Here is a 24,391-nt window from a genome sequence, read left to right on the forward strand (position 1 = left end):
GTAGGCTTTACTCATCGCTCTCACGGGGCTGTAGTCTTAGTAATCTCAGCCTAGACCGTGTGAGCTTTTTTACTGCCCAATCAACTTTTCAAACGCCCTCTTAGACCACAGATAAGGTGAGCGTTGTGGAGGAGTAGTTTTTTGACCAGCTCCCAACTGATATCCCCAACCATTAAAACGCTCACAATACCATAGAATTTCTTCAGGAGTATCTAAAAAATCAACTTCATCGGTATACTTCATTGCTAAGGCATCAGATGCCGAATGAGCCCATATAAAGGGAGGATTTCCATCAGTTGGTCTACCGGCAGGAACATTGCGGGTTCTTGAAGTTAATGGATCACCGTTGTGGAGATGTCCTTTGAAAGACAATGAAGATTCCAGATTATGGATAGCAGCAATTACAGGCCACCATATCCGACTCCCTTTTTGGGCCTCTTCATAAATAGCCTTGTTTTGCATAATTCTAGTGACAGCCTTGTCAGTGGATGAAATGTCGGTGACTGTCACAGTTGACCAAAGTGTACTGTAAGTCGCTTTGATGTCAGAAAATTTTACTCTAGCCATAGTTAACCTTCATTTTCCTAGATTAGAAATTGTGATAAGACTCATCCGTGACATTGGGCAAAACTCTCTCCGTCATAAAATTTCAGAGAGAGCTTGATTTTCTTCTATAAGGTAGATATGCAGATCACTTGCAGCCCAAGCGCCTTGGTAGGGTAGATAGGCAGCAAGTAACTTGCATAATATCTCTCGCCTAGATAGACAGGCAGAAAAAAATCCGTATGTTTTTAACTTTGCCAGGTGCATGCGCATAGGATCATGACGTTATATTTTGACGCCCGCCCTGGAGGTAGGGCATAAAACCGCGCCGCTCTAAAGCGTTCCTGCTGATATACGGTTGACGGGGAGCTTTTGTACCAGTACTTTTTTGCGTTAAGCCGTTCAGCAGAGCGGTGACCACACAGAACTCGGAAACTTTAGCGCTGCCGGAAGGTGTTTGCACCACCAACCGACAGCTGACCCCGCAAATCTACGCCGCAGATTGCGTGGCTAGGCTCATGGTACCCTAGCCCCCCAGTTTGCACCTCAAGCTGCGGGTGGCTAGGGTTTTCGCGTTCTGTTTCTTGCCACCCTACGTCAAGGAAACAGAACCGATGTTTGAATATCTCGAACCCGATAATCGCGGCGCATCTAACCTGCCGCCGTCTTCGCGCAGCAACCCCCAAACTCACCCCGAGAAAGTGCGTCACCTGCTTTACGGCAGCCTGGCCGCCATAGACCGCACCATCAAAATTCTCCATGCCCACGGCTACGCCGACCCCAACGACTGGAGCGACCCCATCCCCGTGCCACCGGGCGGAGTCGTAGGCACAGCCTCCCCAGACATGCCGTGGATGGTGATTTTGACTAAAACTCTACTTATAGAGGAGTAGCTCTACCGATCAGCGAAGCCGGGGCCGCGCTAGCTTTGGCCCAAACTGAGCTATGGGCCAAAGCACCCGGCCTCTAACCACCATGATTGAGCAAAGTGGCACAGCGGGTTACGTTCGCGCAGCGTTGCGAAGCAATCTGCATCCTCAGATCGCCAATGTGGCACAGCAGATCACCGATCTGGCACAGCAGTTTAGTGATCTGCACCCTTAGATCGCCAATGTGGCACAGCAGATCATCGATCTGGCACAGCGGTTTGGTGATCTGAGGGCGCAGATCGCCAATGTGGCACAGCAGATCGCTAATGTGGCACAGCAGTTTGGCATTGCAGACCCAAAGTACGGCTCTGCGGTAGGTTAGCTTAGGATATTTCGTTTTGCATTGAGATAGGGCTCACCATTTGACCAATGTTGGCCGCAAACTTGTCTGCGAAGCAGCCATTGCTCAATTCTCCCGCCTACAATAGCGGCATTCTACTTCCCTGCCCTTTCTGTGCTCGACGCAGTTCCTCAGCCGCTGAAATCTTCGCCGCCCCTGGCCAGCGACGGGTTTTTGGTGTGTGGGTTGGGCAGCCTGGGCCAAAACTGTGTAGCCAATCTCAAGAGCTTTGGGGTGCCGGTGCACGCCATCAACAACACCCTACCCGACCAGTGGGAGGTGCCCCACCTGCGACATTTAATTGACCACTTAGAAATTGGTGACTGCCGCTCGGCGGAGGTGCTGGAGAAGGCGGGTATTCGCCAGTGTCGGGCGGTGCTGCTGGTGACTCAGGATGAACGAGTCAATTTGGAGGCGGCGCTGACGGCGCGGGTGCTGAACCCTAAAGTGCGGCTGGTGATGCGATCGGATAAGCAAAACCTCAACGACCTGATGAAGCAGCAGCTTCAAAACTTTGTTGCCTTTGAGCCTACGCAGCTAGCGGCTCCGGCCTTTGCCCTTGGGGCCTTTGGGGAAGAACTAATCGGCTACTTTAGCCTCGATGGCCACCGCTTTCAGGTGGTGAAGCAGCGGCTGGAGCTGGGGCATCGCTGGTGCGATCGCCGCCAGATTCACGAGCTAGAGACCGGCCATCGCCGGGTGCTCTGCCATACTCCCGTTGAGATCGATCCAGCGAGGGTCGCTGTCAGCCCCTCTACGCTGTTCTATAGATGGCTACCCGACACCCTGCTGCGCCCCGACGACGAGGTCGTCCTGATTGAGTGCGACGCCCATCTGCGATGGTCAGGAACCGGCCCCCAGGGGCCATCGCTCCCCGGCGAATCTCCTAAACCACTACGCCGGGGGGTGTTTAAGGGTCTGAGGCGGGCGATCGCCCGCCTGCGCGACTGGCCCGCCCTGCGGCAAGACTTGTTCAGCCTTGGGCAGCCCAGCGCTGGAGGTCAGCTGCGACAGGTGGCCATTCTTTGCGGCATTACCGTGCTGGCCCTGTGTCTAGTCGGCACCCTACTCTTAGACGCCAATGCTCCCGACGACCTCTCCCTATTTCAGGCGTTTTTGTACACCTTTGTCACCCTGTTTGGCGGCTACGGCGATGTCTACACGGCCCTGGAGAACTTTGATCATCCGCGCCTGCTGCAAACCTTTGGGGTGGTGCTAACGGTGGCCGGAGCCGCCTTTGTGGGGGTGCTCTACGCCCTACTCACCGAAAAGCTGCTCACCCTGCGGTTTGAGTTTAGGGAGCGCCGTCCCCCGGTGCCCGAAAAAGACCATGTGGTGGTGATCTGGCTGGGGCGCGTCGGGCGCTACGTGCTGGCGGCCCTGCAAGAACTCAACCAGCCGGTTGTGGGTATTTCGTCCCACGGCCTGGATGCCGACGTGCTGCCCCAGGTACCGCTGCTGACCGGAGACGTCACCGCCGCTTTAGATCGGGCCAACCTGGCCACCGCCAAAAGTGTGGTCGCCGTCAGCGAAGACGAAATTCAAAATCTGGAGATGGGGCTCTTAGCCCACCGGCTCAACCCCCACTGCCGGGCCATCATTCGCACCTACGACCAGCAGTTTACCGATCGCGTCGCCCAGATCTTTCCCTTTGCCCAGGTGCTCTGTGCCTCGGCGCTGTCGGCTGAGGCCTTTGCCGGGGCGGCTTTTGGTGAACAGGTGATTGGCCTGTTTCGACTCTATGACCAGACGGTGTTGATTACCCAGTACCAGATCGAACCTGGCGACACCCTGGTGGGCCTGCTGCTGTCGGAGGTGGCCTACGGCTACGGCGTTGTGCCCCTATGGCATCAGCCCCAGGGCCAGCCCGGTAAAATCATGCCCTCTGACGATATTCGACTACAGCCGGGCGATCGCCTGGTGGTACTGGGCACCATCAGCGGCCTGCGCCGCATTGAGCAGCGCCAGATGGCTCCCCGCACCTGGCACATTCACCTCGAAAAGGCGCTGACCGCCGATGCCCTGTTTGACGGGGCCGCTGAAATCGCCCGCCTCTCGGGCTATCGACTGGGCGACGCGCGGGAGTTTATGACCCAGCTGCCCGGCACACTGCCGCTGCCCCTCTATCGCCACCAGGCTCTGCGCCTCAGCCGCCTGCTGACCCGAGCCCAGGTCAAGGCCAAGGTGGTGCCACCGCCTGCCTAGAGAATTTCTGAAGAAATAGATAGATTCGGCGGTTTTTCGGTCGGGGCCAAAGCCTTTGCGATAGAGTTTGCCCAGAGATATTTGCAGCAGGACGAGGCTATGGCTAAGCAGGGCAGACAGATGACGCAGCACCAAGAGCCTCAGCTTCGGCTGAAGGTGCTTCTCTGGCTGGGGGGCATCGGTGCGCTGGTGCCCTTTGCCCTGCCAGGGCTGGCCCTCACCGAATCGGTGGGTGCCCCAGGGATTGACGCGCTACGGCTGCACGGTGAACCCTACAACCTCACCGGCGCAAAAATTGCCATTGGCCAGGTTGAGATTGGCCGCCCCAGCCAGTTTGGCCTTGACAAAGTGGCCTCAGAAACCCTACCCGTGGTGGTGCGGCGCGTGCTGGTGCTTGACGGCTGGGCCGTGGCCGATGAGTATGTTGACGGACACGCCGCCAATGTGGCCAGCGTCATGATCAGCCAGGACAAGCTGCGTACGGGAGTTGCCCCAGAGGCCATGCTGTACTCTGGAGCGGTGGGGCCTTTAGGCGATCGCAGCGCCCAGCCCGAAGAATGCCTCGCCGCCCAGTCGGTGGCCTCGCAAAATGGCGGTGACGTGCGGGCGATCAACTTTAGCTTTGGCGAACCCCTGGGCCGCGATCCGCGCCCCAACGCGGTGCTCGACGGCAATGCCCTGCTCACTCAGTGCATCGACTGGTCGTCGCGGGTACATGGCGCGCTGTACGTAATTGCGGGCAACCAGGGGGGTGGCGGCATTCCCATTCCCACCGACAACTTTAACGGGCTGAACATCGCCTACTCGCGCCAGGTCAATGGCCAGTTCAGCAAAATCGACTACTCTAACCTGGGCAGCGAACCGACGATGCGATCGCGCCAGACTGCCCCCGAGACCAACGAAGGCCCGCGCCGCTCGATTACCCTGGTGGCCCCCGGCAGCGACATTGAGCTAATTGACCCCGACGGGCAGGTGCGGCGCTCTAGCGGCACCAGCTTTGCCTCACCCCACGTGGTAGGCACCATTGCCCTGATGCAGCAGTTTGTCGATCGCCAGTTTCGCACCGGGTCACCCAACTGGTCGCTCAATGCCCGTCACCCCATGGTGATGAAAGCCGTGCTGCTCAACTCTGCCGACAAAATCAAAGACAGCGGCGACGGTCTGCGCCTGGGCATGAGCCGCACCCTGGTAGACGACGGCAACCGCTCCTGGCTAGAGTCTGACGCCTATCGCGACCCTCAAATTCCGCTCCACAGCGACCTGGGTACAGGGCACCTCAACGCCTACCGTGCCTACCAGCAGCTAGCCCCCGGTGCCACTGGCCCCGACCAGGCGATCCCCGCCATCGGCTGGAACTTCGCCGAACTGGAGGCCCAGCCCGCCACTGTGCAAGACTACGAATTTGCCGATGCCCTGCAAGCGGGCAGCTTTTTGTCGGCCACCCTAGCCTGGGAGCGAATAGTAGAGCTGGCCGATGCCAACAACAACGGCCTCTACGATCTGGGCGAGGGCTTTAACAACAAGGGGCTGAACAACCTCAATCTGTACCTGATGCCCGCCGACGAAGACGACATCACCAAGAGCGTGTGGTCTTCAGTGAGCGAGGTTGACAGCGTTGAGCACATTTTTTATCAAATTCCGGAAACGGGTCGGTACAAACTGAGAGTTATCTATCAGCAGCAGGCCCATAGCGAACCCACCCAGCCCTACGCCCTGGCCTGGTGGTCGGTGCCTGCGCCCTAGACGCTCCAGCAGGAGTTTCAGCCACTTCTCTGCAATATCTCTAAGGAAACCCAAGCCCCTTTTGGAGGAATGCCCTATGGTTGACTACGCCGTTGCTCTCAAATGTGCTCGCCTGTGCCAGGAGGTCTACCGCGACTTTAGCGGCCTGCGGTTTTCGAGCTATCCCGACATTGAGCCGGTGTTTGTGGAAAGCCAGGACAATGGCGTCACCGACACCCAGGTGTCGATTTTAAATGAGATGACCAGCGATCGCCTCTACATTGTCTTTCGCGGCTCCGACAAATCCATCGACTGGATGAACAACGTTCAGTTTCGCCAGCAAATCTACCCTTACGCCGACGGCAATACCGAGGTGAAGTTTCACCAGGGGTTTATGAGTGCCTATTTTGCCGTGCGCCAGCAGTTGCTAGACGCCATGGAAAAGTTTGTCGGCCAGCATGTCATCGTCACCGGCCACAGCCTGGGCGGAGCACTCGCCACCATCGCCGCCCTCGATATTCAGTACAACCTGGGCAAAAAGCGCGACCTCAGCTTTGAGGTCTACACCTTTGGTGCGCCTCGGGTGGGCAACCGCGCCATGGCCGAGTCGTACAATGGCCGCATTCCCAACAGCTACCGCTTTATCTACGGCTGGGACATTGTCACCCGCATTCCCCGCACCTGGCAGGGCTTTGACCATGTAGAAAAAGCCATTCAGCTCGGCTCTCGCTGGACTTGGCAGGTGCTCAGCCGCCGCTTTAGCGACCACTCGATCGACGGCTACATTGCCGGACTAGCAGCGGAAGTCGAGGCTGCCTGAGGAAATATGGGAGAGAATTAAAGGCGATCGCACCACGCAAGCTGCTTATAGGCTCTGCCGTCTAATCGCTTCAAACTCAGCGATCGCTCAGACAGTTCTAGCTAGGGGTAGAGGCAATGGCCCCTTTTTTGATGGGTTCAGTCTCTGTGTCAGCCAGGTTTCCCATTCAGGGAAAACCTGACATTGCACCTCTAGACTTGACTTCATCCAGTTCTTTGTTGTAAGCATAAAAATCCCCCTGCCCATTAGATATGGGCAGGGGAAATCAGCAGGTGAATAAAGCCACAGCAAGCCGCTTTTCAACCGCTCTCCAAAGGCATAAAACGAATCACAAGATAACGCAGCGCTCGTCTACCTAGTACTGGTATTGAGCCTCTGAGCGAGTGTAATCCCGCAGAGGAACAGCGTGGTTGAGTGCCATGTTTTTAGCAAACTTAAACAGACTGTCGTAGTTACGCTGCCTACAAACTAGTCGCCCATCCCCAGAGTATTGATTGCCATCATCTCGAAGCTCAATAGCAAAATCCGACACGTACACAGAAAACACTCGGGTTGCAGCGTTCATGATGGTTAACGATCTTTCGCAAGAATTATGGATGAAATAAATTTTCCTCACACATTCATTCAAACCAAAGGCAAAGCCCAGATCGATCTGGCACCAACTCTACCCAAGGTCAGAACTCAGGCTGGTTTAACCCTGATCGAACTAACAAAAGGCTTTGATGTTGGCAGGATCTACGTAGTAGCAAGCAGAGCTGTCTAAACAGATACGCGCCCAGCCTGCCGCACTGACATCGACTAATTCGTAGGTTGTATCTTGTACAAAAAAGCCCCGATGATCGCGAGTTCCAGGCAGCACAGAAAAGCAGTAGCTCTTGTCGCTCAGGGTGTTCATGGTGGTTTCTTATAGTGAGGATTGAAATTTGTGCAGGAATCTTTTCCTACTTTTTAATCCTATATGAAGGAACTGTGAGGCAAGTCTTTTTCTTGCGAATTAATTTTAATCTTTACCCTAGATTGCGCGATTGTTACCTCAGCTACGTTTAGGGCAAATTCTTCATCAATAAACGTAACGATCGCAGCTTTGATCGATAGGCTACAGCGCCACAACGCGTTCGGCCACCCGCAGCTTGGCCGAACGGGCACGGGGATTTTGGCCCACTTCAGTTTCGGTGGCAATCACGGGTTTCTTAGTAATTACCTTCAGATCGAGAGCGTCTTTTAGGGTGTGCTTAACCAGGCGATCTTCTAAGCTGTGGAAACTGATGATCACCAGCCGTCCACCGGGGGTGAGCCAGCTCGGCGCAACTTTCAGCAGAGTCTCTAATACTTTTAATTCCTGATTGACCGCAATCCGCAACGCCTGAAAGGTGCGCGTAGCGGGATGAATGCGACCGTAGCGATAGCTACGCGGCACGCAGTAGGAGATGGCCTCAGCCAAATCGGTGGTGGTCTGCCAGGGGCGCTGGTCAACAATTTTGCGGGCAATGCGGCGAGAAAGCCGTTCTTCGCCGTAGGTATAGATCAAGTTCGCCAGCTCGGTTTCATCCCAGTGGTTGACGATGTCAGCAGCGGTAAGGTCTTGGCGCGGATCCATGCGCATGTCGAGGGGGGCGGTTTGGCGAAAGCTAAAGCCGCGATCGCCCACATCGAGCTGCACCGAGCTTACGCCCAGATCGGCTAAAACACCGTTGAATAGGTTCCCGGCGGGGTTAAAGTCGGCAAAATTGCCGTGCCACAGCGAAACTCTGTCGCCAAACTCGGCCAGGTTGGCTTGGGTGGCTGCGATCGCCGCCGCATCCTGATCCACCGCCACCACCCTCACCGTGGGGTCAGCTTCGAGGATCAGCCGACTGTGGCCACCGCCACCAGCAGTCGCATCTAAATACTGCCCACCAGGCTGAATGTTAAGCCCCTCGACCACTGCCTCAGGCAGCACCGGCACATGATAAAACTCTGGCTCTGCCATCAGCAATCTCAATCCCTGCTTCGTATGCCAACTGAGGCGATACCCATTAAGATACTCAAAGATACAGCAGAACTAGATTTTGACGATTGGGTAGCCCCTATGTCGATTATTGAAACTAAGACCGAACCCATGGTGCTCAACATGGGGCCCCACCATCCCTCCATGCACGGGGTGCTGCGGTTGATTGTCACCCTCGACGGCGAAGACGTGATCGACTGCGAGCCGGTGATTGGCTACCTGCACCGAGGCATGGAGAAAATCGCTGAAAGCCGCACCAACCTTATGTTTGTGCCCTACGTGAGCCGGTGGGACTACGCAGCGGGCATGTTTAACGAAGCGATTACCGTCAACGCCCCTGAAAAGCTGGCCAACATCGAGGTGCCTAAGCGGGCCAGCTACATTCGCGTCATCATGCTGGAGCTCAACCGCATTGCCAACCACCTGCTGTGGCTTGGCCCCTTTCTGGCTGACGTCGGCGCTCAGACCCCTTTCTTCTACATCTTCCGCGAGCGCGAGATGATCTATGACCTGTGGGAAGCCGCAACCGGCTACCGCATGGTCAACAACAACTACTTCCGCATTGGTGGCGTAGCCGCTGACCTGCCCTATGGCTGGCTCGACAAGTGCCTCGACTTTTGCGACTACTTTTTGCCCAAGGTTGATGAGTACGAAAAGCTAATCACCAACAACCCCATCTTTCGCCGTCGGATTGAGGGCATTGGCACCATTACCCGCGACGAGGCGATCTCCTGGGGGCTGTCAGGCCCCATGCTACGGGGCTCGGGCGTCAAGTGGGATCTGCGCAAGGTCGATCACTACGAGTGCTACGACGACTTTGACTGGGATGTGCAGTACGAAACTGCTGGCGACTGCATGGCCCGCTACCAGGTGCGCATTCGCGAAATGAGAGAATCCGTCAAAATTTTGCGTCAGGCCTGTGCCCAAATTCCGGGCGGCCCCTTTGAGAATCTTGAGGCCAAGCGCATGGCCGAAGGCCCGAAATCGGAGTGGAACAGCTTTGATTATCAGTTCATTGGCAAAAAGATTGCCCCTACCTTCAAAATTCCGGCTGGGGAGCACTATGTGCGCCTAGAGAGCGGCAAGGGAGAACTAGGTGTCTTTATCATCGGTAACGACAACATTTTCCCCTGGCGCTTCAAGGTGCGGGCCGCTGACTTTAACAACCTGCAAATTTTGCCCCACCTGCTGAAGGGAGTGAAGGTGGCCGATATTATGGCCATTCTGGGCAGCATCGACATCATTATGGGGTCGGTAGATCGCTAGGGGCCGCACCCCGGCTCAGGTTTCTGGGCCGATAAGCTACCATGGCGATGGCCTAGGCTTTGCACTGTCTAGAGGGCACTTGCCCTGCTCTTGCTGGTGCGTCTAGCTCCCTGTTCCTGAATCATGCTGCCGCCTGTGACCTCACTGCCTTCTAGCCCCTCTCCTACCCTCGTCCGGCAGCGCCGCATTCAAAAGGCAAAGCAGCGGCGAGCGGTGTTGATTGCCTTGCTGCTGCTGGGTGCAGGGGTAGTGGGAGTGCGATCGCTGCCCTATCCCTCGCTGCGGCAGATTCAAGAGAGCGTATGGGTTAGCCATCCTGAGCCGCTGGCCATGGCGGGGGGTGACCCCTACATTCGTGCCCTGATGCGCACGATTTCTGCCGCCGAGTCAAATACCAATCAGCCCTACAACGTGCTCTACGGCGGCAACACCGTACAGCAACTCAACCGCCATCCCAATATCTGCGTTGAGATTGTAGCGGGGCCAAATCAAGGGCACTGCACTACCGCTGCTGGGCGCTACCAGTTTTTGACCGGTACCTGGCAAGAAAAAGCCCAGCAGTACCATCCCAAGTCCTCTAGCTGGTTTAGCGCCTGGGGCGACTACAGCTTTGACCCCGAATCGCAAGATCTGGTGGTCTACCACTGGCTCAGAGACACTTCTGCCTGGGACTTAGATATTCCCAGTGCCCTGCGGGACGGTCGCCTCGATGAAGTGTTGCGCCGTCTTTCTGGCACCTGGACCAGCCTAGGCTATGGCATCGAGTCAAACAGCATGACCGCCCGACTGCCTCGCGTCTACGAGAACCTGCTCCAGGAAGAGCTGGCGCGATCTGCCTCCAGCAAGGCTTTGCCAACGACCTCTGGGCAACTGCCCTAAAATTATCAGCAAAAAACCGCTGCCCCCTCAGTATAGGTATACCGAGGGGGCAGGGTGACTCAACTTCAACTTTGCCAAAGATAACTACAGCGCCAGAGAGTACCATTTCGCAAAGAACCAGCTAATTTTGCGAATATTTCGTTAAACCCTCAACTCAAGCCAGTGGCGATCGCAGCGCAGTTAGCTCAATCTGAGGGCATGATGTGGGGCGATCGTCCGTTTTCGATCGGCCTCATCTACATCAGCCATCAGCGCGATGGCTGGAATTTGCTCCCCGGCGTCTGTCCTCAGCGATCAACCATCTTTCTAGGGCATGCCAAGATCGCAAATTAGCACGCTGTACCGATGGGATTGTCTTTCAGGGCAGCTAGGGCTTCTCTAAAGAAGGCCACAGGTATTAGGTTGACTGTACAGTGACAAATAAAGTGTCACTGTACATGAAACAAGGGCGGATGATGGGGCTCGAACCCACGAATGGTGGAATCACAATCCACTGCCTTAACCACTTGGCTACACCCGCCGTATTCGCGCTACTTAATATAGCATTGATGATCGCCCCAGTGCCACGCCCGCGCTAACTTTTGTTTTGATAGTTTCTAAGGCTCAGACTCCGTAGCGGGGGCTGATTTAAAGGCACCTGAGGAGACTGAGATTCTCCCCGTTGGAGGTGGCTATTTTTGCCTCCAGGGGGCAATGTTGTGCCGTATTGGGGTTATCTGTCTCAGGGGTTGCCATGCCGGTTTCAATCATCATCCCCACCTGGAATGAGGCGGCCTGTTTAGACCGTACCCTCAGTGGGTTGCAGGGTCTCAGCCCACCGCCGCGCGAAATTTTATTGGTAGATGGGGGCAGCCGCGATCGCACTCTGGCGATCGCACTCGCCTGGGTCGATCGCCTGCCATTGACGGTGCTTCAGGCTCCTGCCCCAGGGCGATCGGTGCAGATGAATTGGGGGGCTACTGCCGCTAAAGGCGACGTGCTGTGCTTTCTTCACGCCGACACCCTCATCCCCGATGACCTGGTACAGGTAGTCGAAAGCACCTTGGCCAATCCCAGGGTGGCTGGCGGCGGGTTTATTTCCCTGATGGCCGGGCCGCAAAAAATTCGCTGGGGCATTTCGCTGCACAATGCTCTTAAAACCTACTACGCGCCGCTGCTGTTTCGGCCCCATTTGTTTATCCGTGGGCTGCGCCTGCTGTTTGGCGACCAGGTCATGTTCTGCCGTCGGGCCGATTTTATGGCCTGTGGCGGTTTCGACCCGGCCCTACCGATCATGGAAGAAGCCGACCTGTGCCTGAAGCTTTGCCGCCGGGGCCGCCTGCGCCAGCTCAGCCGAGTCGTGCAATCCTCAGACCGGCGGGTGGCCGCCTGGGGAACTTTAAAGGCCAACGCCATCTACTTAATGATCGGGGTGCTATGGGGCATTGGGGTGCCTGCTACCACCCTGAAGCGATTTTATGAAGAGGTTCGCTAGGGTCGGTGGATATAGCAAAAGAGCAACGGCTATTACCCGAGGAATCCCAGTCACGGCTACTGGTTGTTGGGGCGGCGCACAATGGATCGCCATTGCGGGTAACGCAGACGGTTCCAGCACCTGCTCAATGGCCCCAAGCTCAACCGCAGGAGCGCACAATAGTCTGTCCAGTCGTCCTAACCCTAGTTGGCTGTCTAACTAACTAGGGCAACTACCGAGGACGCTGATCGTTTAGGCTCCAGTCGTAGGTTAGGTAGCGAATCTCAGTCAGCGCCGATAGGGACGGACTCGGACTGAGGTACGTGCCAATGTAGTCGGGCACCGAGGGGGCAACCCGCAAAAAGTCTTTGCTGTACCACTTAAAGATCTTGCTACAGTAGAGCACTCCAGCGTCGGCGTCGTAGCGCACCTTGTCGGGATTGTGGATGAAGCGGTGGGCGTCGGTTTCGAGCTGGGCCTCAACAATATCGGGCCAGTAGGCCTCGTTACGCAAAATGGGGCATCCCCCCGAGGCACAGACCAGGGCAAAGTGAATGCGCGGCTCTTTAAACTGGGGGCGCAGGAGGTCGTGTTCCAGATTGTTCAAGCTGACGGATTTGCCGTCGAGTTCGTAGAGGGAGCGGCTGAAAAATCGCCAGAAGGCTAGCCAGTTAGGTATTCCCAGCACCTTGGGCAAAATCGAGTCGATGGGGTAGCGGGATAGCACCTGCTGAATGGCGAGGGCATTGTAGAGGTTGATCAGCAGGGCCAGCGATTCTTCAGCGGTCAGGCCATCGCGGCTGTCGGGCAACGAGGTCAGCCAGGCGTCTAAATCGGGGGCAGCTTCGCGCTGCCAGCGGGCGTAGTCAACCCGGCCCTGGTCGTCGACGTAGGTCTGAAGCAGCGTATTCCAAGGAGTAAAATTCACCATGCCCATCTCCTGCGCCTGGCGCATAATGCCTATGTTCCCAATGCCAAACCCAATGGTGCCGCTACGGCCCTTAGCACAGACCTTGGCCTGGTGGGCAGTAGACCGCTGGGTGCAGCGGGCGTTTCCGGAGGTGCCAACTCTGACGACCCAACAGCTCGCCGATTGGCTGAGCCAGGCCAGAGCACCTTCCCCTATTCTGCTTGATGTGCGCCGAGACGACGAGTTTGCCGTTAGCCACCTGCCGGAAGCCCACTGCGCCGCCAGTCTAGAGGCGGCGCTGGCCCTGGGGTTAGACCGCGATCGCCCCATTGTGGCCTACTGTTCGGTGGGCTATCGCTCGGCTCGGCTGGTGGAGCAACTGCAAGGGTTGGGCTACACCGAGGTCTATAACCTGGCGGGGTCAATCTTTAAGTGGGCTAATGAGGGGCGATCGCTAGCTAGCCAAAGCGAGCCAGCACCCCGCGTGCATCCCTACAATGCCAGCTGGGGAATATTGCTCAAGCCTGGCCTCGCTGCCCCCCTGTCCAGGGACGATGGGGAGTAGCCTAAAACGGCATTGTCTAGATACCCCCGCTGACGATGCGCTCCCACTGAGGAAGATCGGCGGGATAGTCGATATCGGTGAGGGGGGTCAGCAGTTCAACGGTGAGACCTTGGGCCCTGGCGATCGCCAGGGTTTGCTCCAGCACCCGATCGGTACCCCAATCGATATCTTTGAGTAGAGCCGTCTCTAGCTGCCGCAGCCCAATCAGGTAGTAGCCACCGTCGGTGGCGGGGCCGATCGCCACATCGACCCGCTCTAGCGCCTGGAGAGCGGCGGCTAAGTGCTCAACGCCCAGGGCGGGGCAATCGCTGCCAATGGCGATCGCCCCAGGGCGGCCCAGATCAAAGCTTTGGCCAAAAGCGGCGATCAGGCGATCGCCCAGGGAACCTGAGCTTTGGGCGCAATAGGTGACAGCACTGCCCAGCCAGCCCTGCATTTGACCCAGACTGCCCCCCGCAAAATGCACCTCCACCGCCAGGGGCAAACCCTGGGCCGCCGCCGTCACTTGGGCCAGCACATGCTCAGTCATCTGACGCTGGAGAGTCGCCGCCCCCTCTGGCCCCAGGTGGGAAATCAGGCGAGTTTTGGTGCGTCCGGGCTCTGGGTAGCGGGTAAACATTAGCAGGCCAAAGAGCCTCTCGTCAGCACTGGCCTGTGATCGAGCCATCGTAGAACCTGCCCCTAACGGTATCTGTGCTATCTATCATGGGTCGGTGTTGCTCTAGAAACCAACTTGGGGCGATCGCAAGGCAACGAGCTATCAATATTCCGTTACCCAACGACGCCCCGCCGCCCTAGTCCACACCAACAAAAAGGCATTGCTGATCAACGGTATGATTTGCCCCCCTAGCCCCCCAATTCTGGGGGGAACCAGACGACTTCAAAGCCCCCCAAATTTGGGGGGTTGGGGGGCGATGCAGCAACTGTTGCTTTTGCAGATTCATTCCTCAATTCAGCAACACCAACAAAAAAGGCGCGACCGAGGCCGCACCTTGATGCATCGGTTCCACCGTGACGAGGGGAACCTGGTAGATGCATTAGCGAGTCGGCACGTTGCCAGGCCGCACCGTAATCGTTTGCTCACGACCGTCGCGCCGCAGGGTCAAGGCCAGATCTTGGCCCACGGTCGAGCCCTCCACCGCTTGCTGCACAGCGGCACTTTCTTTAACGGGCTGGCCCTCAACGGCCACAATCACGTCACCCTCACGCAGGCCACCTCGGGCCGCCGGGGAGTTAGGCATCACCTGCACAATCAGTACGCCCTCCTCTTCCTCCACGGTGAAAGGCCGGTCAGGACGGTTGTTAATGTTTTCCTTAATCTCGGGTGACAGATTCGCCATTTGAATGCCGAGGAAGGCATGCTCCACCCGGCCAGTTTCAATCAGTTGGGCGCTGATCCGCTGCACGGTGTTGATGGGAATGGCAAACCCAATCCCCTGCGCTCCTTGGATAATGGCCGTGTTGACGCCAATCACCTCGCCGTTGAGGTTGAGCAAGGGGCCGCCGGAGTTACCGGGGTTAATGGCGGCGTCGGTTTGAATAAATTCAACCCGCTTGTCGGGCACGCCCACCTCGCGGCTAGAGCGGCCAGTGGCGCTGATGATCCCGGCGGTGACGGTGCTGTCGAGGCCGAGCGGGTTGCCAATGGCGATCGCCCACTCACCCGGCTGAAGCTGATCCGAGTCGCTGACGGATACGGTAGGCAGGTCATTGGCCTCAATCTTAATCACGGCCACGTCGGTCACTTGGTCGGCCCCCAGTACCTCGCCAGTAAAGCTACGACCGTCCGTTAGGGTGACTTGCACTTCATCGGCCCCAGCTACCACGTGGGCATTGGTGATAATTTGCCCGTCGGCGGAGGTGATAAAGCCAGAGCCCACGCCCCGCTGCACCTGCTCCCCTTGAGGCATCTGCATATTGCCAAAGAACTGTCGGAAGAACGGGTCTTGGAACATCGGCGGCAGGTTAGTTTGTACCGTGCGGGCCGCATCAATGCGAACCACCGAGGGTTCTACCTGGCGCACAATGTCGGCGATGACGTTGGGACTAGACACCGAGGGTGCGATCGCCTGACCATTCTGAGCAACGCTGCCCTGGGGTTCGCTCTCTTGAGCTTTTGTCTCAGGGGCGGCTGAATCGCGATCGCCATTCCAGAAGCCATTGTCCCAAAAGACATCGGTCGTAGTCGGCTGGCTGTTGGTCGAAGGCTGCACCAGGGCGCTGATGGCCTGGCCACCGGCAGTGGCAATTCCTGCCCCTAACATCACCAGGGCTAACGACTTAGCGGCGGGCCGCACACTGCGCCTAGAACCCCGCTCAGAACCATCCTTCTCCATTGCTGTTACCTCGTTTGTATCTCGCTTGATGTTTACAACAATAGAGTTATGGTATGGCGCAGCAATGGCGGGTGGGTGGCGAAGCTGTGACACTTTGGCCCGTTTGACTGTGACGATTTGGCGCAGGAGGGATGGGGTATAGGTTTGAGGGTGTAAGGGTTAGGGAACGGTCTTAAACCTTGCTTCCAAGCCCTCTAGTATTTAATCCCGTCGCGATCCTTGTCCTTTTTGGGTACGTGGGGCGCGGAGTGTTTGGCTACAAAGTCAATAATCTTGCCCGCCACGTCTATGTCGGTAGCCTTTTCGATCCCCTCTAGGCCGGGCGACGAGTTGACCTCCATCACCACGGGGCCGTGGTTAGAACGCAGCAGATCGACCCCAGCCACCCGCAGGCCCATGGCCTTGGCAGCGCGAATGGCGGTGCTGCGTTCCTCGGGGGTAAGGCGCACTCGGCTGGCCGATCCACCCCGGTGCAGGTTAGAGCGAAACTCTCCCGGTGCCCCCTGGCGCTTCATGGCGGCCACCACCTTGTCGCCAATCACAAAGCAGCGAATATCCATGCCGCCCGCTTCTTTAATAAATTCCTGCACCAAAATGTTGGCGTCAAGGCCGCGAAAGGCTTCAATCACCGACTTGGCCGCCTGCTGGGTTTCAGCCAGCACCACGCCAATGCCCTGGGTGCCTTCCAGCAGCTTGATCACGAGGGGGGCACCGCCGACGATATCGACTAGGCCGTCGATGTCTTTAGTGGAGTGGGCAAAGCCGGTCACCGGCAGGCCAATGCCTCGACGGGCCATGATCTGAAGCGACCTGAGCTTGTCGCGCGATCGGGAGATCGCCATGGAGGTGTTGGCCGTAAACACCCCCATAATTTCAAACTGGCGCACCACCGCCGTGCCGTAGAACGTGTTCGACGCTCCGATGCGGGGAATCACCGCATCAATATCGATCAGGGGTTGGCTTTGATACATCACCTTGGGCTGGTGGGAGGTGATGTTCATGTAGCAGCGCAGGTGGTCAATCACCTGTACTTCGTGGCCACGTTCTTCCCCCGCCTGCTTCAGTCGCCGCGTCGAGTAGAGGGTGGCATCCCTGGATAAAATCGCAATTTTCATGGCGCTTCTAGGAGTCATCCTTGGGGGTAGTGCTTAGGGGTAGATATCGGCAAAGGGGTCTGTTCGGGCAAGGGGTGCAGGTACGATCGCCCCGGATCCACCAAATAGCGGCGGCGTACCGCCTGGCGACCCAGCAGCATGCGAAAGCCCATCTCATCTCGATTCGTCAGCGTCAGCTCAATGGCCCATACCGCACCGCCTACCTGCACCAGGGTTTCAATCACCGGGCGCAGTTCCTCCTGCCCGCCTGAGTTGCGCACCATGCGCTCCTCTAGCAGAGCGGCCTCGGCGGTAACAATATAATCGTCATTGTGCTGGATTGGGTGGGCGTGAAAGCGCACCATAGCCCTGCCTGCCCGCTCAAATCGCTCCACAGCAAAGGCATGGAGAGCCGACGACCGCGCCCCGGTGTCAATCTTGGCTTTGATGACCTGAACTCCCAGCGTCGGCAGGGCTATCCACTCTCGCCAACCAATAATTGCAGCCGTTGCAGCACCAGAACGCATACCACCTCTGAGAGCATAACAGGACAAGGGACGGTTTTAGCCTAGGGGTTCCCCGTCTGGGGAAGAGGAGTCAAAGGCTGGTCTGTCAGCGGGTCTGGGGAGTCGCCCTCCAGTTCAGGATTGCGATCGGGTGAATTTTGCAGACCCTCAGGAGTGAGGGTGGCCAGCAGGCTCAGCAAATAGGGTTCACCGCCAAGAGCCGCCGCAAAGGCGGGAGTCAGAGCGGGCTGAAACCGCTGATCGCCCTCTAGGGTGAGCTTAAAGTAAGCCAACCCTAGCACCTGCATGTAGAACCACACCTGCTCAGGGTTTGGCCCCACAATCTCGGGCGGAATCGTCAGCGGCTGATCGCTCTGGGCAATATCGCCAATCGTTGAGAAATGAGTGCCCCGGTTGATCAGCAGCAGGTAGCGATCGCGGGCGGTCAGCCAGGTAAACGGCTCAATCTGTTCTGGAAAGGCAGGTGCCACCGTATCAGCCGTGCCCGCCACCACCATGATCGGCACCTCGATCTGGCCGTAGCCAGTCGGCCCAAACAGGGCGCTGCCAATGGGATTCATCACAAACACCGACTTGACGCGGGGATCACCCAGACCGCTGCCTGGGTTGCTCAACCGCGCCGCCTGACACTGCAACAGCAGCGACGGATTAAACGACAGCGTGCTAGGGGGGCAGGCCATCGCCAGCCCCGCCTCATCAAAATTCGCCCCGGTCAGCGCCAGGGCTGTATAGCCCCCAAAGGACTGACCAATCACCCCCACTCGCTCCAGATCGAGCCGCCTGCGCAGGGGGGAGGGGCTCTGGTTCAACCGCGCCAGTGTGTTGAGGGTTAACGAGACATCCCGAGGCCGACGCAAAAACTCTTCGTCCTGAACCACCGCGTCAGAGCGCCCCGCCAGCAGGGCATAGAGCTGCTGATCGTTGCTGCCAGGGTGCTCCAGGGTAGCCACCGCAATGCCCCCGGTGGCCAGATATTCTGCCAGATAGCTGTAGCTGTTGAGGGTGCCCCCCAGCCCGTGGGAGATCACCACCAGGGGAAACCCAGTGGCCGGTACTCCCTGTCGCCCCGGCAGCACCTCGGGCAAATAGATCTGCACCGGGCTGGGCAACCCCGGCACCACGACCTGAATGCGATCGACGCCATATTGACGCTCGCTCTCCACCAGTTGCAGCAGCGCGGTGGCATCGACTGGGTTGGCAGCGGCCTCGGCGGCGGCGATCGCCTGCACCTGGTTAAAGGCTGCTTCCGACTGCAAAATTGTCTGGTTGATCTCCTGGGCGATTGCCAGCCCCTCGATCAGGTCGATGCGCATGGCCTCGGTGGGGTAGGTCTTGAGCACATTGACCAGGGTAAAGCCGCCCTCGGGGTCAGCAGCGGCCAAAATCAAAGCCCCGCGCAGGGCCTGCACATTGGCCTGGCGCACGGGGGTTTGCACCACCCGACCAATCTGCTCCAGCAGCAGCACCCCCTGCTCGGTGTAGAGAAACTGGGCCACCGCCACCGGGCTCAGCCCCGCTGGGGTGCTCAACACCTCTCGAATTTGGCCGAGCTGCTCATCGGAAATCTGGAGCTGTCGTCGATAGGCTTGCAGCTGAGGCGTGAGCTCGCCCGTGGCCGCAAATCGTTCTAAATCGGCGATCGGAATGGAGCGCTGCAAAATGCCAAAGGTGACAATCAGGTTTTCGGCAGCGGCGCTTGGCAGGGCCGTCGCCAGCGCCCCTAAAAGCCCTAGAGACCAAGACAGCCAAAGCCGCCGCCAGGGGCGCGGGGTTTTCATAAAAGAAAGCATGGCAGGGCCTTGTCAGGTCACGGTGCGCAGAGAAGCCGCTAATGGGGAATGGCCACAGGCTGTGCTGAAATGTGGTCAAGCAGCCCTTCGCAAGCATCTAGCAGGAGATCGATGACGTAGGTAAACCCTTCAGGGCCACCATAGTAGGGATCAGGAACGTCTTTGTCGGGGTGGGTGCGGCAAAAGTCACACATCAGCCGCACCCGATCGCGATACTGGCCAGCGGGGTCGAGGGCCAAAATATCGCGGTAATTCTGGCGATCCATCGCCAAAATGTAGTCAAAGCGGTCAAAGTCAACGGGGTCAAACTGGCGAGCGCGACCCACCAGGTCAATGCCGTAGGCCTGGGCAGCCTGGGCCATGCGGCGATCGGGGGCACTGCCCACATGGTAGCTGGCGGTGCCCGCTGAGTCACACACTACCTGATCGCTCAGCTGCCGCTGCTCAATCAGGTGATTCATAATGTTTTCTGCCGAGGGCGACCGGCAAATGTTGCCCAGGCACACGAATAAAAGGCGCGTTGTCATAGCACTGACAGCCGAGCCTATAGACCGGGCAGGTTGAGGCCGCCGGTGAGCACTTCCATGCGATCGCGCATGGTGGCCGTCGACTTTTCATAGGCGTCTTTCATAGCGGTGGCCACCAGGTCAGAGAGCACCTCGGCCCCTTCGTTGAGAGCTTCGGGGGCAATGGTGACGCCCTTGGGCTCCTGGTTGCCGCTCATGGTGACCTTGACTAGGCCACCGCCCGATTCTCCCTGGATCTCCATTTGCTCCAGCTCTTCTTGTAGCTGCTTGGCCCCCTCTTGAATCTGCTGGGCTTTCTTGAAGGCTTCAGTGAGTTCCTTCATCTTGCCTAACCCAAACCCAAATCCTTGACCTTGTGACATGGAGTTTCTCTCGAACGTACAGCGCGCTGGCGGCGTGAATTCAATGGTGCCAATCAGCTATTAGATTCTAGCGCCCAGCGGCAAAATCTTAGAGTTTCAGAGTATTTCGTCTAAAAAAACCTCCCATTGAGAGACGTAGGCTCGGCCCGTCGGCCTAGCTGCGTTGAAACTACAGATAGGTATAGCAAGCGTCGGCTGATTAGAGCGCTTGCGAGCCTGTAGCGTTCCAGTGGTGTGTTTAGCTATCAGCCCATGTCCTGAGCCGTCGGGCCAACGCGATCTCTAGCTGAACACGCTAAGTAGGGTTATCTACCCTTGGCCGGGGGTTGAGCTAAACCTTAGGCTTTATAAATAGAGATACATTCGGTTGCCCGCGAGTGTGTCGCAGTTGCTCACGCTAGGGCTAAGCGTAGAACCATGGGATTTTTTGACTCAGAGATTGTTCAACAAGAGGCTATGCAGCTGTTTCAGGACTATCAGTCGCTGGTGCAGCTAGGCAGCGGCTACGGTAAATTCGATCGCGAGGGCAAGAAGATGTATATTGCCCAGATGGAAGCCATGATGGAGCGCTACCACATCTTTATGAAGCGCTTTGAGCTTTCCGAAGACTTTCAGGCCCAAATGACGGTTGAACAGCTCAAAACTCAGCTAGGCCAGTTTGGCATGACCCCTGACATGATGTTCCAGCAAATGCATCAGACCCTAGAGCGCATGAAAGCCGAGCTCGAGGCAAGCCCCAGCTAAGTCCTTCTTTATTAAAAACAGAGTCTAGAGCAGCTAGCACCGCTACGCCGGTACGATAAGCCGCTTAGTATTGACTTCGCGCAACCTGCCCGGAAGCCATATCCTGGGGAAAGCTGGAGTTTAGAGTTCTCCATCGAGTGAACTTTTCCAGAAAAATTATTCACGCAAAGCATGGTTGGAATGCGCGATCGCACCCCAGAGTTAGCCACCGTCCAGAGTGAGGTGCAGCAATATAGCCAGCTAATCGACGGGCTACTGCTCTATCGGTCGGTGTTCGAGCCACCCGTGGGGGCGACCTTTTTGGCGCTGCTAACGGCTTTAGAATCGGGAAATACGGCCCTCAGCCTGCGCGCCTACGGCAACTGGTTTCAGGCGCTGGCCGCCAGCGAAGCCAGTTGGAGTAGCTACCTGCTGCGGCAAATCGCCTACGTCGAAAATCCGTTTACGCTGCAAGCCCAGCGCACAAATTTTGACCAGTTGCCGACTGCCCTGGTGGAGGCCGCCCGCCGCGATTTAGACACCCTTCAGGCGCTTTATCAGCTTGGCGGCGACACCGTGGCAGGGTGGGTGCAGGCGATCGCCCAAATTTCCCAAGCCCCGGTAGCCTGGACTATGAACGAGACAATTCCACCGCCGCTGACGCTCCCCTCAGACGAGCCCTGGGCCAATGCCGTCGCCTCACTAGCTGCTCACTATCGCCGTCACGGCGCAGGATTACTGGCACAGTACCGTGCCTTTACCTGGCACCAGGGGCAGCTCTGCGGCATTGCCGACCCCGACCCCATTCGACTGGGGAACCTCACGGCCTATGACTACCCCCGACGGCAGCTAGTGCAAAATACCGTGGCGCTGCTCAAAGGCTACCCAGCGCTCAACGTGCTGCTCTACGGCAGTCGCGGCGTGGGCAAGTCATCTCTAGTCAAAGCTCTGGTAAACGAGTACGCCGACCAGGGGCTGCGGCTGGTGGAGGTGGCCAAGGCTGATCTGCAAGCCCTGCCGCAGATTGTGGGGGAGGTGCGATCGCGTCCCCAAAAATTCATCATCTTCGTCGACGACCTCTCCTTTGAAGACGACGACGACACCTTCAAAGCGCTCAAGGTCGTGCTGGAGGGCAGCACCACCGCCCGCCCCGCTAACGTGGTGGTCTACGCCACCTCCAACCGTCGCCACCTGGTGCGCGAATTCTTTAGCGATCGCCCCCGACCCAAGGATCAAGACGAAGTGCAATCGTGGGATACGATGCAGGAAAAGCTCTCCTTTAGCGATCGCTTCGGCCTCACCCTCACCTTCGAACCCGCCGACCAGCCCACCTATCTCGCCATCGTCTACCACCTAGCCCAGCAAGCCAACATTTCTCTCAGCGAGGAAGACCTCACTGCCCGCGCCTTACAGTGGGCCACCCGCCACAACGGGCGATCGGGCCGTACGGCGCGGCAGTTTATCGACTGGCTCACGGCAGATCTGGGTTTGGGGTAGCGATCGCCCTAGAGCCTGATCAAATCAAAGAGTTAAAGATTTTGTAGGTTGGGTGAAACGCAGTGCAACCCAACAGCGGTAAGTTGTGTTGGGTATCGCTTCACTCTACCCAACCTACAAAATCCGCTGCGGTTGGATGCCACGTCCACCCCCTACCCCCTACCCATCCACTCCTCAACTAAGGGCAGGCACGCCATAAAGTTCCTCAATCAGCGCCAGATCCCAGTAAGAGGCCTCAATTTTGTGGCCATCTAGGTCGCGCACAAAGCAGCCGTAGTAAGGTTCGCCATAGTCAGGCCGGGGACCAGGGGGGCCGTCATCCTGGGCTCCAGCAGCGATCGCCGCCTCGTAGAAAGCATGCACCGATTCTTTTGTGGGGGCAATGAACCCGATATGGGTGCCGTTGCCCACGGTGGCGGTCTGGTTGTCGTGGGGCACCCCGATCCAAAACTCGGGATAGACTTTGCCGTAGGCGATCGCTCCAGGGTGCTCCATAATGCGCTTGCAGCCCAGGGTGGGCAGGATGCGATCGTAGAAAGCTACGGCCTTTTCAAAGTCGTTGGTGCCAAGGGAAATGTGAGACAGAATGCTCGGGCTATCGGTCGCCATAGGAAAACCTCAGGGTTCTGCGGTAGCAAGTCACCATAATAGTTCAGACATACCAATCTCTCTCTAGAGTTAATTAACGTTGAAGGTTTAGTCGGGGCAGCGATCGCGACTTGTATCAGACCCCTCACCACTCAAGGGGATGATACAAAGGCCATGACCAAAGGGATCAGCCCCGGTAATAGGTGATCCCTGAGATAGGACGACTCAACAAATTAGCTGGAGCTTTGCTTCATAACGGCTAACAATCGATGCAGGTTGCGCTGGGCCTGGGGTTCTAAGCGTTCTCGCAAAAAATCAGTGGCAAAGATAGAAGGTCGATTTAGCAAGCTCTGGAGAATCTCAGCCCGCTTTTGACAAAACAAAGGCTCAGGCACCCAGGCGTACTCCTGCCGGATTTGAGCGTCGTACTGAGCAAAGCGATCCATCTCCGCCCCCAGAATGGCTAGGTCGATATCTACAACGAGGCGCATATCTACAGCGCTAGGCGTGGCATCGTGCTTTGTAGCCAAAATCATGTCATGAACGGATTGCTGTAGCCAAGAGCCGCCGCCCACACTGTTAACCACTTGAACAGCATAATCAGCGCTTTGCTGCTCGTTGTCTGCCCTATGGGTATCGTAAATAACATCGTGAAACCAGAGGGCAAGCTCTACCGCTGCTGGGTTTTCGGCCAGATCACAAGTACGGTCAAACCATCCAAGGCATTCGTTTAGGTGTTGGAGGGTGTGGTAGGCGCGCTGGGACTCAGTGTAGCGATCGCACAAATCCCCAAACACCTGCGGGTTGGGGAGAGGCAAATTTAGCTGGTGCCAGAGGACAGACCAACGAGCCGATAGATTCACAGTGATTAGCAGACCTAAGTCTAGCTGTCTATCCTAGACCTAAAAACGTAAAAGGGGGCGATCGCGCTAGCTGCGATCGCCCCCGCGCCTTAGCCGGGATCAAGCCTCAGAGGCTCAGCTTTAGCGCTTTTCGGTACCCTGGTTGGGCGCACCTTCGGGGCCTGCGCTGCTACTGCCGCTTTCGGGCTTGGCAGTCTCTTTGGCATCGTTGGCTTCATACATGCCAGTGTGACGCTGGCTCTCATCAATGGGGGTGTTATACCCATCGCTAGACTCAGGAGCTTGAGTCTGTTGGTCGCTTTCGGTGTTAGCCATAGTGGCGGGTCTCCCAATGAGGTGGTTATGTAGGCATATTAGTTAACTCCGCGCCTCGAACTGATCTCTCCAGAGGTAGGGGTAAGGCAACCCGTTAGAGAGAGATCAAGGGAGAATGGGCCTGGATTTGCCCTGGTTGCCCTGGCCAAC

27 protein-coding genes and 1 tRNA gene are annotated in these 24,391 nt (G+C 57.4%); 13 read left to right on the forward strand and 15 right to left on the reverse strand.

All coding sequences use genetic code 11. The annotated features are described in order from the left end of the window. Positions 1-69: 69 nt before the first annotated feature. A complete protein-coding gene (locus tag H6G07_RS24965; RefSeq protein WP_139297202.1) occupies positions 70-567 on the reverse strand; it encodes a hypothetical protein in 498 nt (165 codons plus the stop codon). 590 nt (positions 568-1,157) lie between these two features. Between H6G07_RS24965 and H6G07_RS24970 the strand changes: the two genes are divergently transcribed. From H6G07_RS24970 to H6G07_RS24995, 6 genes are all read left to right on the forward strand, one after another. Further along, positions 1,158-1,436, forward strand: coding sequence for a hypothetical protein (locus H6G07_RS24970; protein WP_073611040.1), 279 nt, complete (start codon positions 1,158-1,160; stop codon positions 1,434-1,436). Positions 1,437-1,488: 52 nt separating this feature from the next. Next, positions 1,489-1,647 carry a hypothetical protein gene (locus H6G07_RS24975; RefSeq protein WP_190740806.1) on the forward strand — a complete coding sequence of 53 codons (159 nt, stop codon included), beginning with the start codon at positions 1,489-1,491 and terminating at the stop codon, positions 1,645-1,647. A gap of 9 nt (positions 1,648-1,656) precedes the next feature. After that, on the forward strand, positions 1,657-1,794 hold the full coding sequence (locus H6G07_RS24980; RefSeq protein ID WP_171973107.1) for a hypothetical protein: 138 nt from the start codon (positions 1,657-1,659) through the stop codon (positions 1,792-1,794). Between the two features lie 132 nt (positions 1,795-1,926). Continuing rightward, complete coding sequence (locus H6G07_RS24985; RefSeq protein WP_073611039.1) at positions 1,927-4,017, forward strand: potassium channel family protein; 2,091 nt, start codon at positions 1,927-1,929, stop codon at positions 4,015-4,017. Positions 4,018-4,137: 120 nt separating this feature from the next. Next, positions 4,138-5,760 carry a S8 family serine peptidase gene (locus tag H6G07_RS24990; protein WP_073611038.1) on the forward strand — a complete coding sequence of 541 codons (1,623 nt, stop codon included), beginning with the start codon at positions 4,138-4,140 and terminating at the stop codon, positions 5,758-5,760. 76 nt (positions 5,761-5,836) lie between these two features. Then, positions 5,837-6,559, forward strand: a complete 723-nt coding sequence (locus H6G07_RS24995) for a lipase family protein (protein WP_073611037.1) — start codon at positions 5,837-5,839, stop codon at positions 6,557-6,559. A gap of 706 nt (positions 6,560-7,265) precedes the next feature. Here the strand turns inward: H6G07_RS24995 and H6G07_RS25000 are convergent. Both H6G07_RS25000 and rsmH read right to left on the reverse strand, forming a co-directional pair. After that, the gene (locus tag H6G07_RS25000) at positions 7,266-7,454 is read right to left on the reverse strand and encodes a hypothetical protein (protein ID WP_084173659.1); all 189 of its coding nucleotides are present in this window, start codon (positions 7,452-7,454) and stop codon (positions 7,266-7,268) included. Between the two features lie 201 nt (positions 7,455-7,655). Beyond that, a complete protein-coding gene (rsmH, locus tag H6G07_RS25005) occupies positions 7,656-8,528 on the reverse strand; it encodes a 16S rRNA (cytosine(1402)-N(4))-methyltransferase RsmH (RefSeq protein WP_073611035.1) in 873 nt (290 codons plus the stop codon). Positions 8,529-8,627: 99 nt separating this feature from the next. Between rsmH and H6G07_RS25010 the strand changes: the two genes are divergently transcribed. The 3 genes from H6G07_RS25010 to H6G07_RS25020 all read left to right on the forward strand — a co-directional run bounded on the left by H6G07_RS25010 (position 8,628) and on the right by H6G07_RS25020 (position 11,024). Further along, a complete protein-coding gene (locus H6G07_RS25010) occupies positions 8,628-9,812 on the forward strand; it encodes an NAD(P)H-quinone oxidoreductase subunit H (protein WP_073611044.1) in 1,185 nt (394 codons plus the stop codon). A gap of 135 nt (positions 9,813-9,947) precedes the next feature. Further along, on the forward strand, positions 9,948-10,691 hold the full coding sequence (locus tag H6G07_RS25015; RefSeq protein WP_244901966.1) for a glycoside hydrolase family 24 protein: 744 nt from the start codon (positions 9,948-9,950) through the stop codon (positions 10,689-10,691). 162 nt (positions 10,692-10,853) lie between these two features. Beyond that, complete coding sequence (locus H6G07_RS25020) at positions 10,854-11,024, forward strand: hypothetical protein (protein WP_171973106.1); 171 nt, start codon at positions 10,854-10,856, stop codon at positions 11,022-11,024. 114 nt (positions 11,025-11,138) lie between these two features. Here H6G07_RS25020 and H6G07_RS25025 read toward each other — a convergent pair. After that, positions 11,139-11,211: transfer RNA gene (locus H6G07_RS25025), tRNA-His, on the reverse strand. A 213-nt stretch (positions 11,212-11,424) separates the two neighbouring features. On the opposite strand from H6G07_RS25025, the gene H6G07_RS25030 reads away from it, so the two are divergent. Continuing rightward, positions 11,425-12,165: a TIGR04283 family arsenosugar biosynthesis glycosyltransferase gene (locus H6G07_RS25030; protein WP_073611034.1), complete on the forward strand. Its 741-nt coding sequence runs from the start codon at positions 11,425-11,427 to the stop codon at positions 12,163-12,165. A 211-nt stretch (positions 12,166-12,376) separates the two neighbouring features. On the opposite strand, the gene H6G07_RS25035 is transcribed toward H6G07_RS25030, so the two are convergent. Further along, on the reverse strand, positions 12,377-13,099 hold the full coding sequence (locus H6G07_RS25035) for a DUF547 domain-containing protein (protein ID WP_242026985.1): 723 nt from the start codon (positions 13,097-13,099) through the stop codon (positions 12,377-12,379). 7 nt (positions 13,100-13,106) lie between these two features. On the opposite strand from H6G07_RS25035, the gene H6G07_RS25040 reads away from it, so the two are divergent. Next, a complete protein-coding gene (locus H6G07_RS25040; protein ID WP_199312436.1) occupies positions 13,107-13,619 on the forward strand; it encodes a rhodanese-like domain-containing protein in 513 nt (170 codons plus the stop codon). A gap of 16 nt (positions 13,620-13,635) precedes the next feature. Here the strand turns inward: H6G07_RS25040 and H6G07_RS25045 are convergent, their stop codons facing one another. The 7 genes from H6G07_RS25045 to H6G07_RS25075 all read right to left on the reverse strand — a co-directional run bounded on the left by H6G07_RS25045 (position 13,636) and on the right by H6G07_RS25075 (position 20,255). Then, complete coding sequence (locus H6G07_RS25045) at positions 13,636-14,286, reverse strand: TIGR04282 family arsenosugar biosynthesis glycosyltransferase (protein WP_073611032.1); 651 nt, start codon at positions 14,284-14,286, stop codon at positions 13,636-13,638. A gap of 370 nt (positions 14,287-14,656) precedes the next feature. Beyond that, complete coding sequence (locus tag H6G07_RS25050; RefSeq protein ID WP_073611031.1) at positions 14,657-15,955, reverse strand: HhoA/HhoB/HtrA family serine endopeptidase; 1,299 nt, start codon at positions 15,953-15,955, stop codon at positions 14,657-14,659. Between the two features lie 194 nt (positions 15,956-16,149). After that, complete coding sequence (gene rimK / locus H6G07_RS25055) at positions 16,150-17,070, reverse strand: 30S ribosomal protein S6--L-glutamate ligase (protein ID WP_073611030.1); 921 nt, start codon at positions 17,068-17,070, stop codon at positions 16,150-16,152. 14 nt (positions 17,071-17,084) lie between these two features. Next, positions 17,085-17,576, reverse strand: a complete 492-nt coding sequence (locus tag H6G07_RS25060; RefSeq protein ID WP_073611029.1) for an ATP-dependent zinc protease family protein — start codon at positions 17,574-17,576, stop codon at positions 17,085-17,087. 41 nt (positions 17,577-17,617) lie between these two features. After that, on the reverse strand, positions 17,618-19,366 hold the full coding sequence (locus H6G07_RS25065) for an alpha/beta hydrolase (RefSeq protein ID WP_084173657.1): 1,749 nt from the start codon (positions 19,364-19,366) through the stop codon (positions 17,618-17,620). A gap of 38 nt (positions 19,367-19,404) precedes the next feature. Beyond that, the gene (locus H6G07_RS25070) at positions 19,405-19,893 is read right to left on the reverse strand and encodes a low molecular weight protein-tyrosine-phosphatase (RefSeq protein ID WP_073611027.1); all 489 of its coding nucleotides are present in this window, start codon (positions 19,891-19,893) and stop codon (positions 19,405-19,407) included. Between the two features lie 17 nt (positions 19,894-19,910). Continuing rightward, positions 19,911-20,255, reverse strand: a complete 345-nt coding sequence (locus tag H6G07_RS25075) for a YbaB/EbfC family nucleoid-associated protein (protein ID WP_073611026.1) — start codon at positions 20,253-20,255, stop codon at positions 19,911-19,913. 417 nt (positions 20,256-20,672) lie between these two features. Between H6G07_RS25075 and H6G07_RS25080 the strand changes: the two genes are divergently transcribed. Further along, positions 20,673-20,999, forward strand: coding sequence for a DUF1825 family protein (locus H6G07_RS25080; RefSeq protein WP_073611025.1), 327 nt, complete (start codon positions 20,673-20,675; stop codon positions 20,997-20,999). A gap of 171 nt (positions 21,000-21,170) precedes the next feature. Next, the gene (locus tag H6G07_RS25085) at positions 21,171-22,475 is read left to right on the forward strand and encodes an ATP-binding protein (protein WP_242026986.1); all 1,305 of its coding nucleotides are present in this window, start codon (positions 21,171-21,173) and stop codon (positions 22,473-22,475) included. 174 nt (positions 22,476-22,649) lie between these two features. On the opposite strand, the gene H6G07_RS25090 is transcribed toward H6G07_RS25085, so the two are convergent. The 3 genes from H6G07_RS25090 to H6G07_RS25100 form a co-directional block, all read right to left on the reverse strand. Beyond that, a complete protein-coding gene (locus H6G07_RS25090; protein ID WP_073611023.1) occupies positions 22,650-23,084 on the reverse strand; it encodes a VOC family protein in 435 nt (144 codons plus the stop codon). A 212-nt stretch (positions 23,085-23,296) separates the two neighbouring features. After that, a complete protein-coding gene (locus H6G07_RS25095) occupies positions 23,297-23,926 on the reverse strand; it encodes an HD domain-containing protein (protein WP_073611022.1) in 630 nt (209 codons plus the stop codon). 120 nt (positions 23,927-24,046) lie between these two features. After that, positions 24,047-24,241 carry a hypothetical protein gene (locus H6G07_RS25100; protein ID WP_073611021.1) on the reverse strand — a complete coding sequence of 65 codons (195 nt, stop codon included), beginning with the start codon at positions 24,239-24,241 and terminating at the stop codon, positions 24,047-24,049. Between the last annotated feature and the right edge of the window lie 150 nt (positions 24,242-24,391).

This window comes from Phormidium tenue FACHB-1052 (genome assembly GCF_014696675.1).
In the GTDB taxonomy this organism is placed as follows: domain Bacteria; phylum Cyanobacteriota; class Cyanobacteriia; order Phormidesmidales; family Phormidesmidaceae; genus Nodosilinea; species Nodosilinea tenuis_A.

Excerpts from the sequence above, each read along its gene's own strand:
- H6G07_RS24990 (WP_073611038.1), top strand. The coding sequence starts at position 4,138 with ATGACGCAGCACCAAGAGCCTCAGCTTCGGCTGAAGGTGCTTCTCTGG.
- H6G07_RS25090 (WP_073611023.1), bottom strand. The coding sequence starts at position 23,084 with ATGGCGACCGATAGCCCGAGCATTCTGTCTCACATTTCCCTTGGCACC.
- H6G07_RS25000 (WP_084173659.1), bottom strand. The coding sequence starts at position 7,454 with ATGAACACCCTGAGCGACAAGAGCTACTGCTTTTCTGTGCTGCCTGGA.
- H6G07_RS24970 (WP_073611040.1), top strand. The coding sequence starts at position 1,158 with ATGTTTGAATATCTCGAACCCGATAATCGCGGCGCATCTAACCTGCCG.
- H6G07_RS25040 (WP_199312436.1), top strand. The coding sequence starts at position 13,107 with ATGTTCCCAATGCCAAACCCAATGGTGCCGCTACGGCCCTTAGCACAG.
- H6G07_RS25070 (WP_073611027.1), bottom strand. The coding sequence starts at position 19,893 with ATGACAACGCGCCTTTTATTCGTGTGCCTGGGCAACATTTGCCGGTCG.
- H6G07_RS24975 (WP_190740806.1), top strand. The coding sequence starts at position 1,489 with ATGGGCCAAAGCACCCGGCCTCTAACCACCATGATTGAGCAAAGTGGC.
- rsmH (WP_073611035.1), bottom strand. The coding sequence starts at position 8,528 with ATGGCAGAGCCAGAGTTTTATCATGTGCCGGTGCTGCCTGAGGCAGTG.
- H6G07_RS25030 (WP_073611034.1), top strand. The coding sequence starts at position 11,425 with ATGCCGGTTTCAATCATCATCCCCACCTGGAATGAGGCGGCCTGTTTA.
- H6G07_RS25010 (WP_073611044.1), top strand. The coding sequence starts at position 8,628 with ATGTCGATTATTGAAACTAAGACCGAACCCATGGTGCTCAACATGGGG.
- H6G07_RS25045 (WP_073611032.1), bottom strand. The coding sequence starts at position 14,286 with ATGGCTCGATCACAGGCCAGTGCTGACGAGAGGCTCTTTGGCCTGCTA.
- H6G07_RS24965 (WP_139297202.1), bottom strand. The coding sequence starts at position 567 with ATGGCTAGAGTAAAATTTTCTGACATCAAAGCGACTTACAGTACACTT.
- rimK (WP_073611030.1), bottom strand. The coding sequence starts at position 17,070 with ATGAAAATTGCGATTTTATCCAGGGATGCCACCCTCTACTCGACGCGG.
- H6G07_RS25085 (WP_242026986.1), top strand. The coding sequence starts at position 21,171 with ATGGTTGGAATGCGCGATCGCACCCCAGAGTTAGCCACCGTCCAGAGT.
- H6G07_RS25080 (WP_073611025.1), top strand. The coding sequence starts at position 20,673 with ATGGGATTTTTTGACTCAGAGATTGTTCAACAAGAGGCTATGCAGCTG.
- H6G07_RS25065 (WP_084173657.1), bottom strand. The coding sequence starts at position 19,366 with ATGCTTTCTTTTATGAAAACCCCGCGCCCCTGGCGGCGGCTTTGGCTG.
- H6G07_RS25060 (WP_073611029.1), bottom strand. The coding sequence starts at position 17,576 with ATGCGTTCTGGTGCTGCAACGGCTGCAATTATTGGTTGGCGAGAGTGG.
- H6G07_RS24995 (WP_073611037.1), top strand. The coding sequence starts at position 5,837 with ATGGTTGACTACGCCGTTGCTCTCAAATGTGCTCGCCTGTGCCAGGAG.
- H6G07_RS25035 (WP_242026985.1), bottom strand. The coding sequence starts at position 13,099 with ATGCGCCAGGCGCAGGAGATGGGCATGGTGAATTTTACTCCTTGGAAT.
- H6G07_RS25050 (WP_073611031.1), bottom strand. The coding sequence starts at position 15,955 with ATGGAGAAGGATGGTTCTGAGCGGGGTTCTAGGCGCAGTGTGCGGCCC.
- H6G07_RS25075 (WP_073611026.1), bottom strand. The coding sequence starts at position 20,255 with ATGTCACAAGGTCAAGGATTTGGGTTTGGGTTAGGCAAGATGAAGGAA.
- H6G07_RS25100 (WP_073611021.1), bottom strand. The coding sequence starts at position 24,241 with ATGGCTAACACCGAAAGCGACCAACAGACTCAAGCTCCTGAGTCTAGC.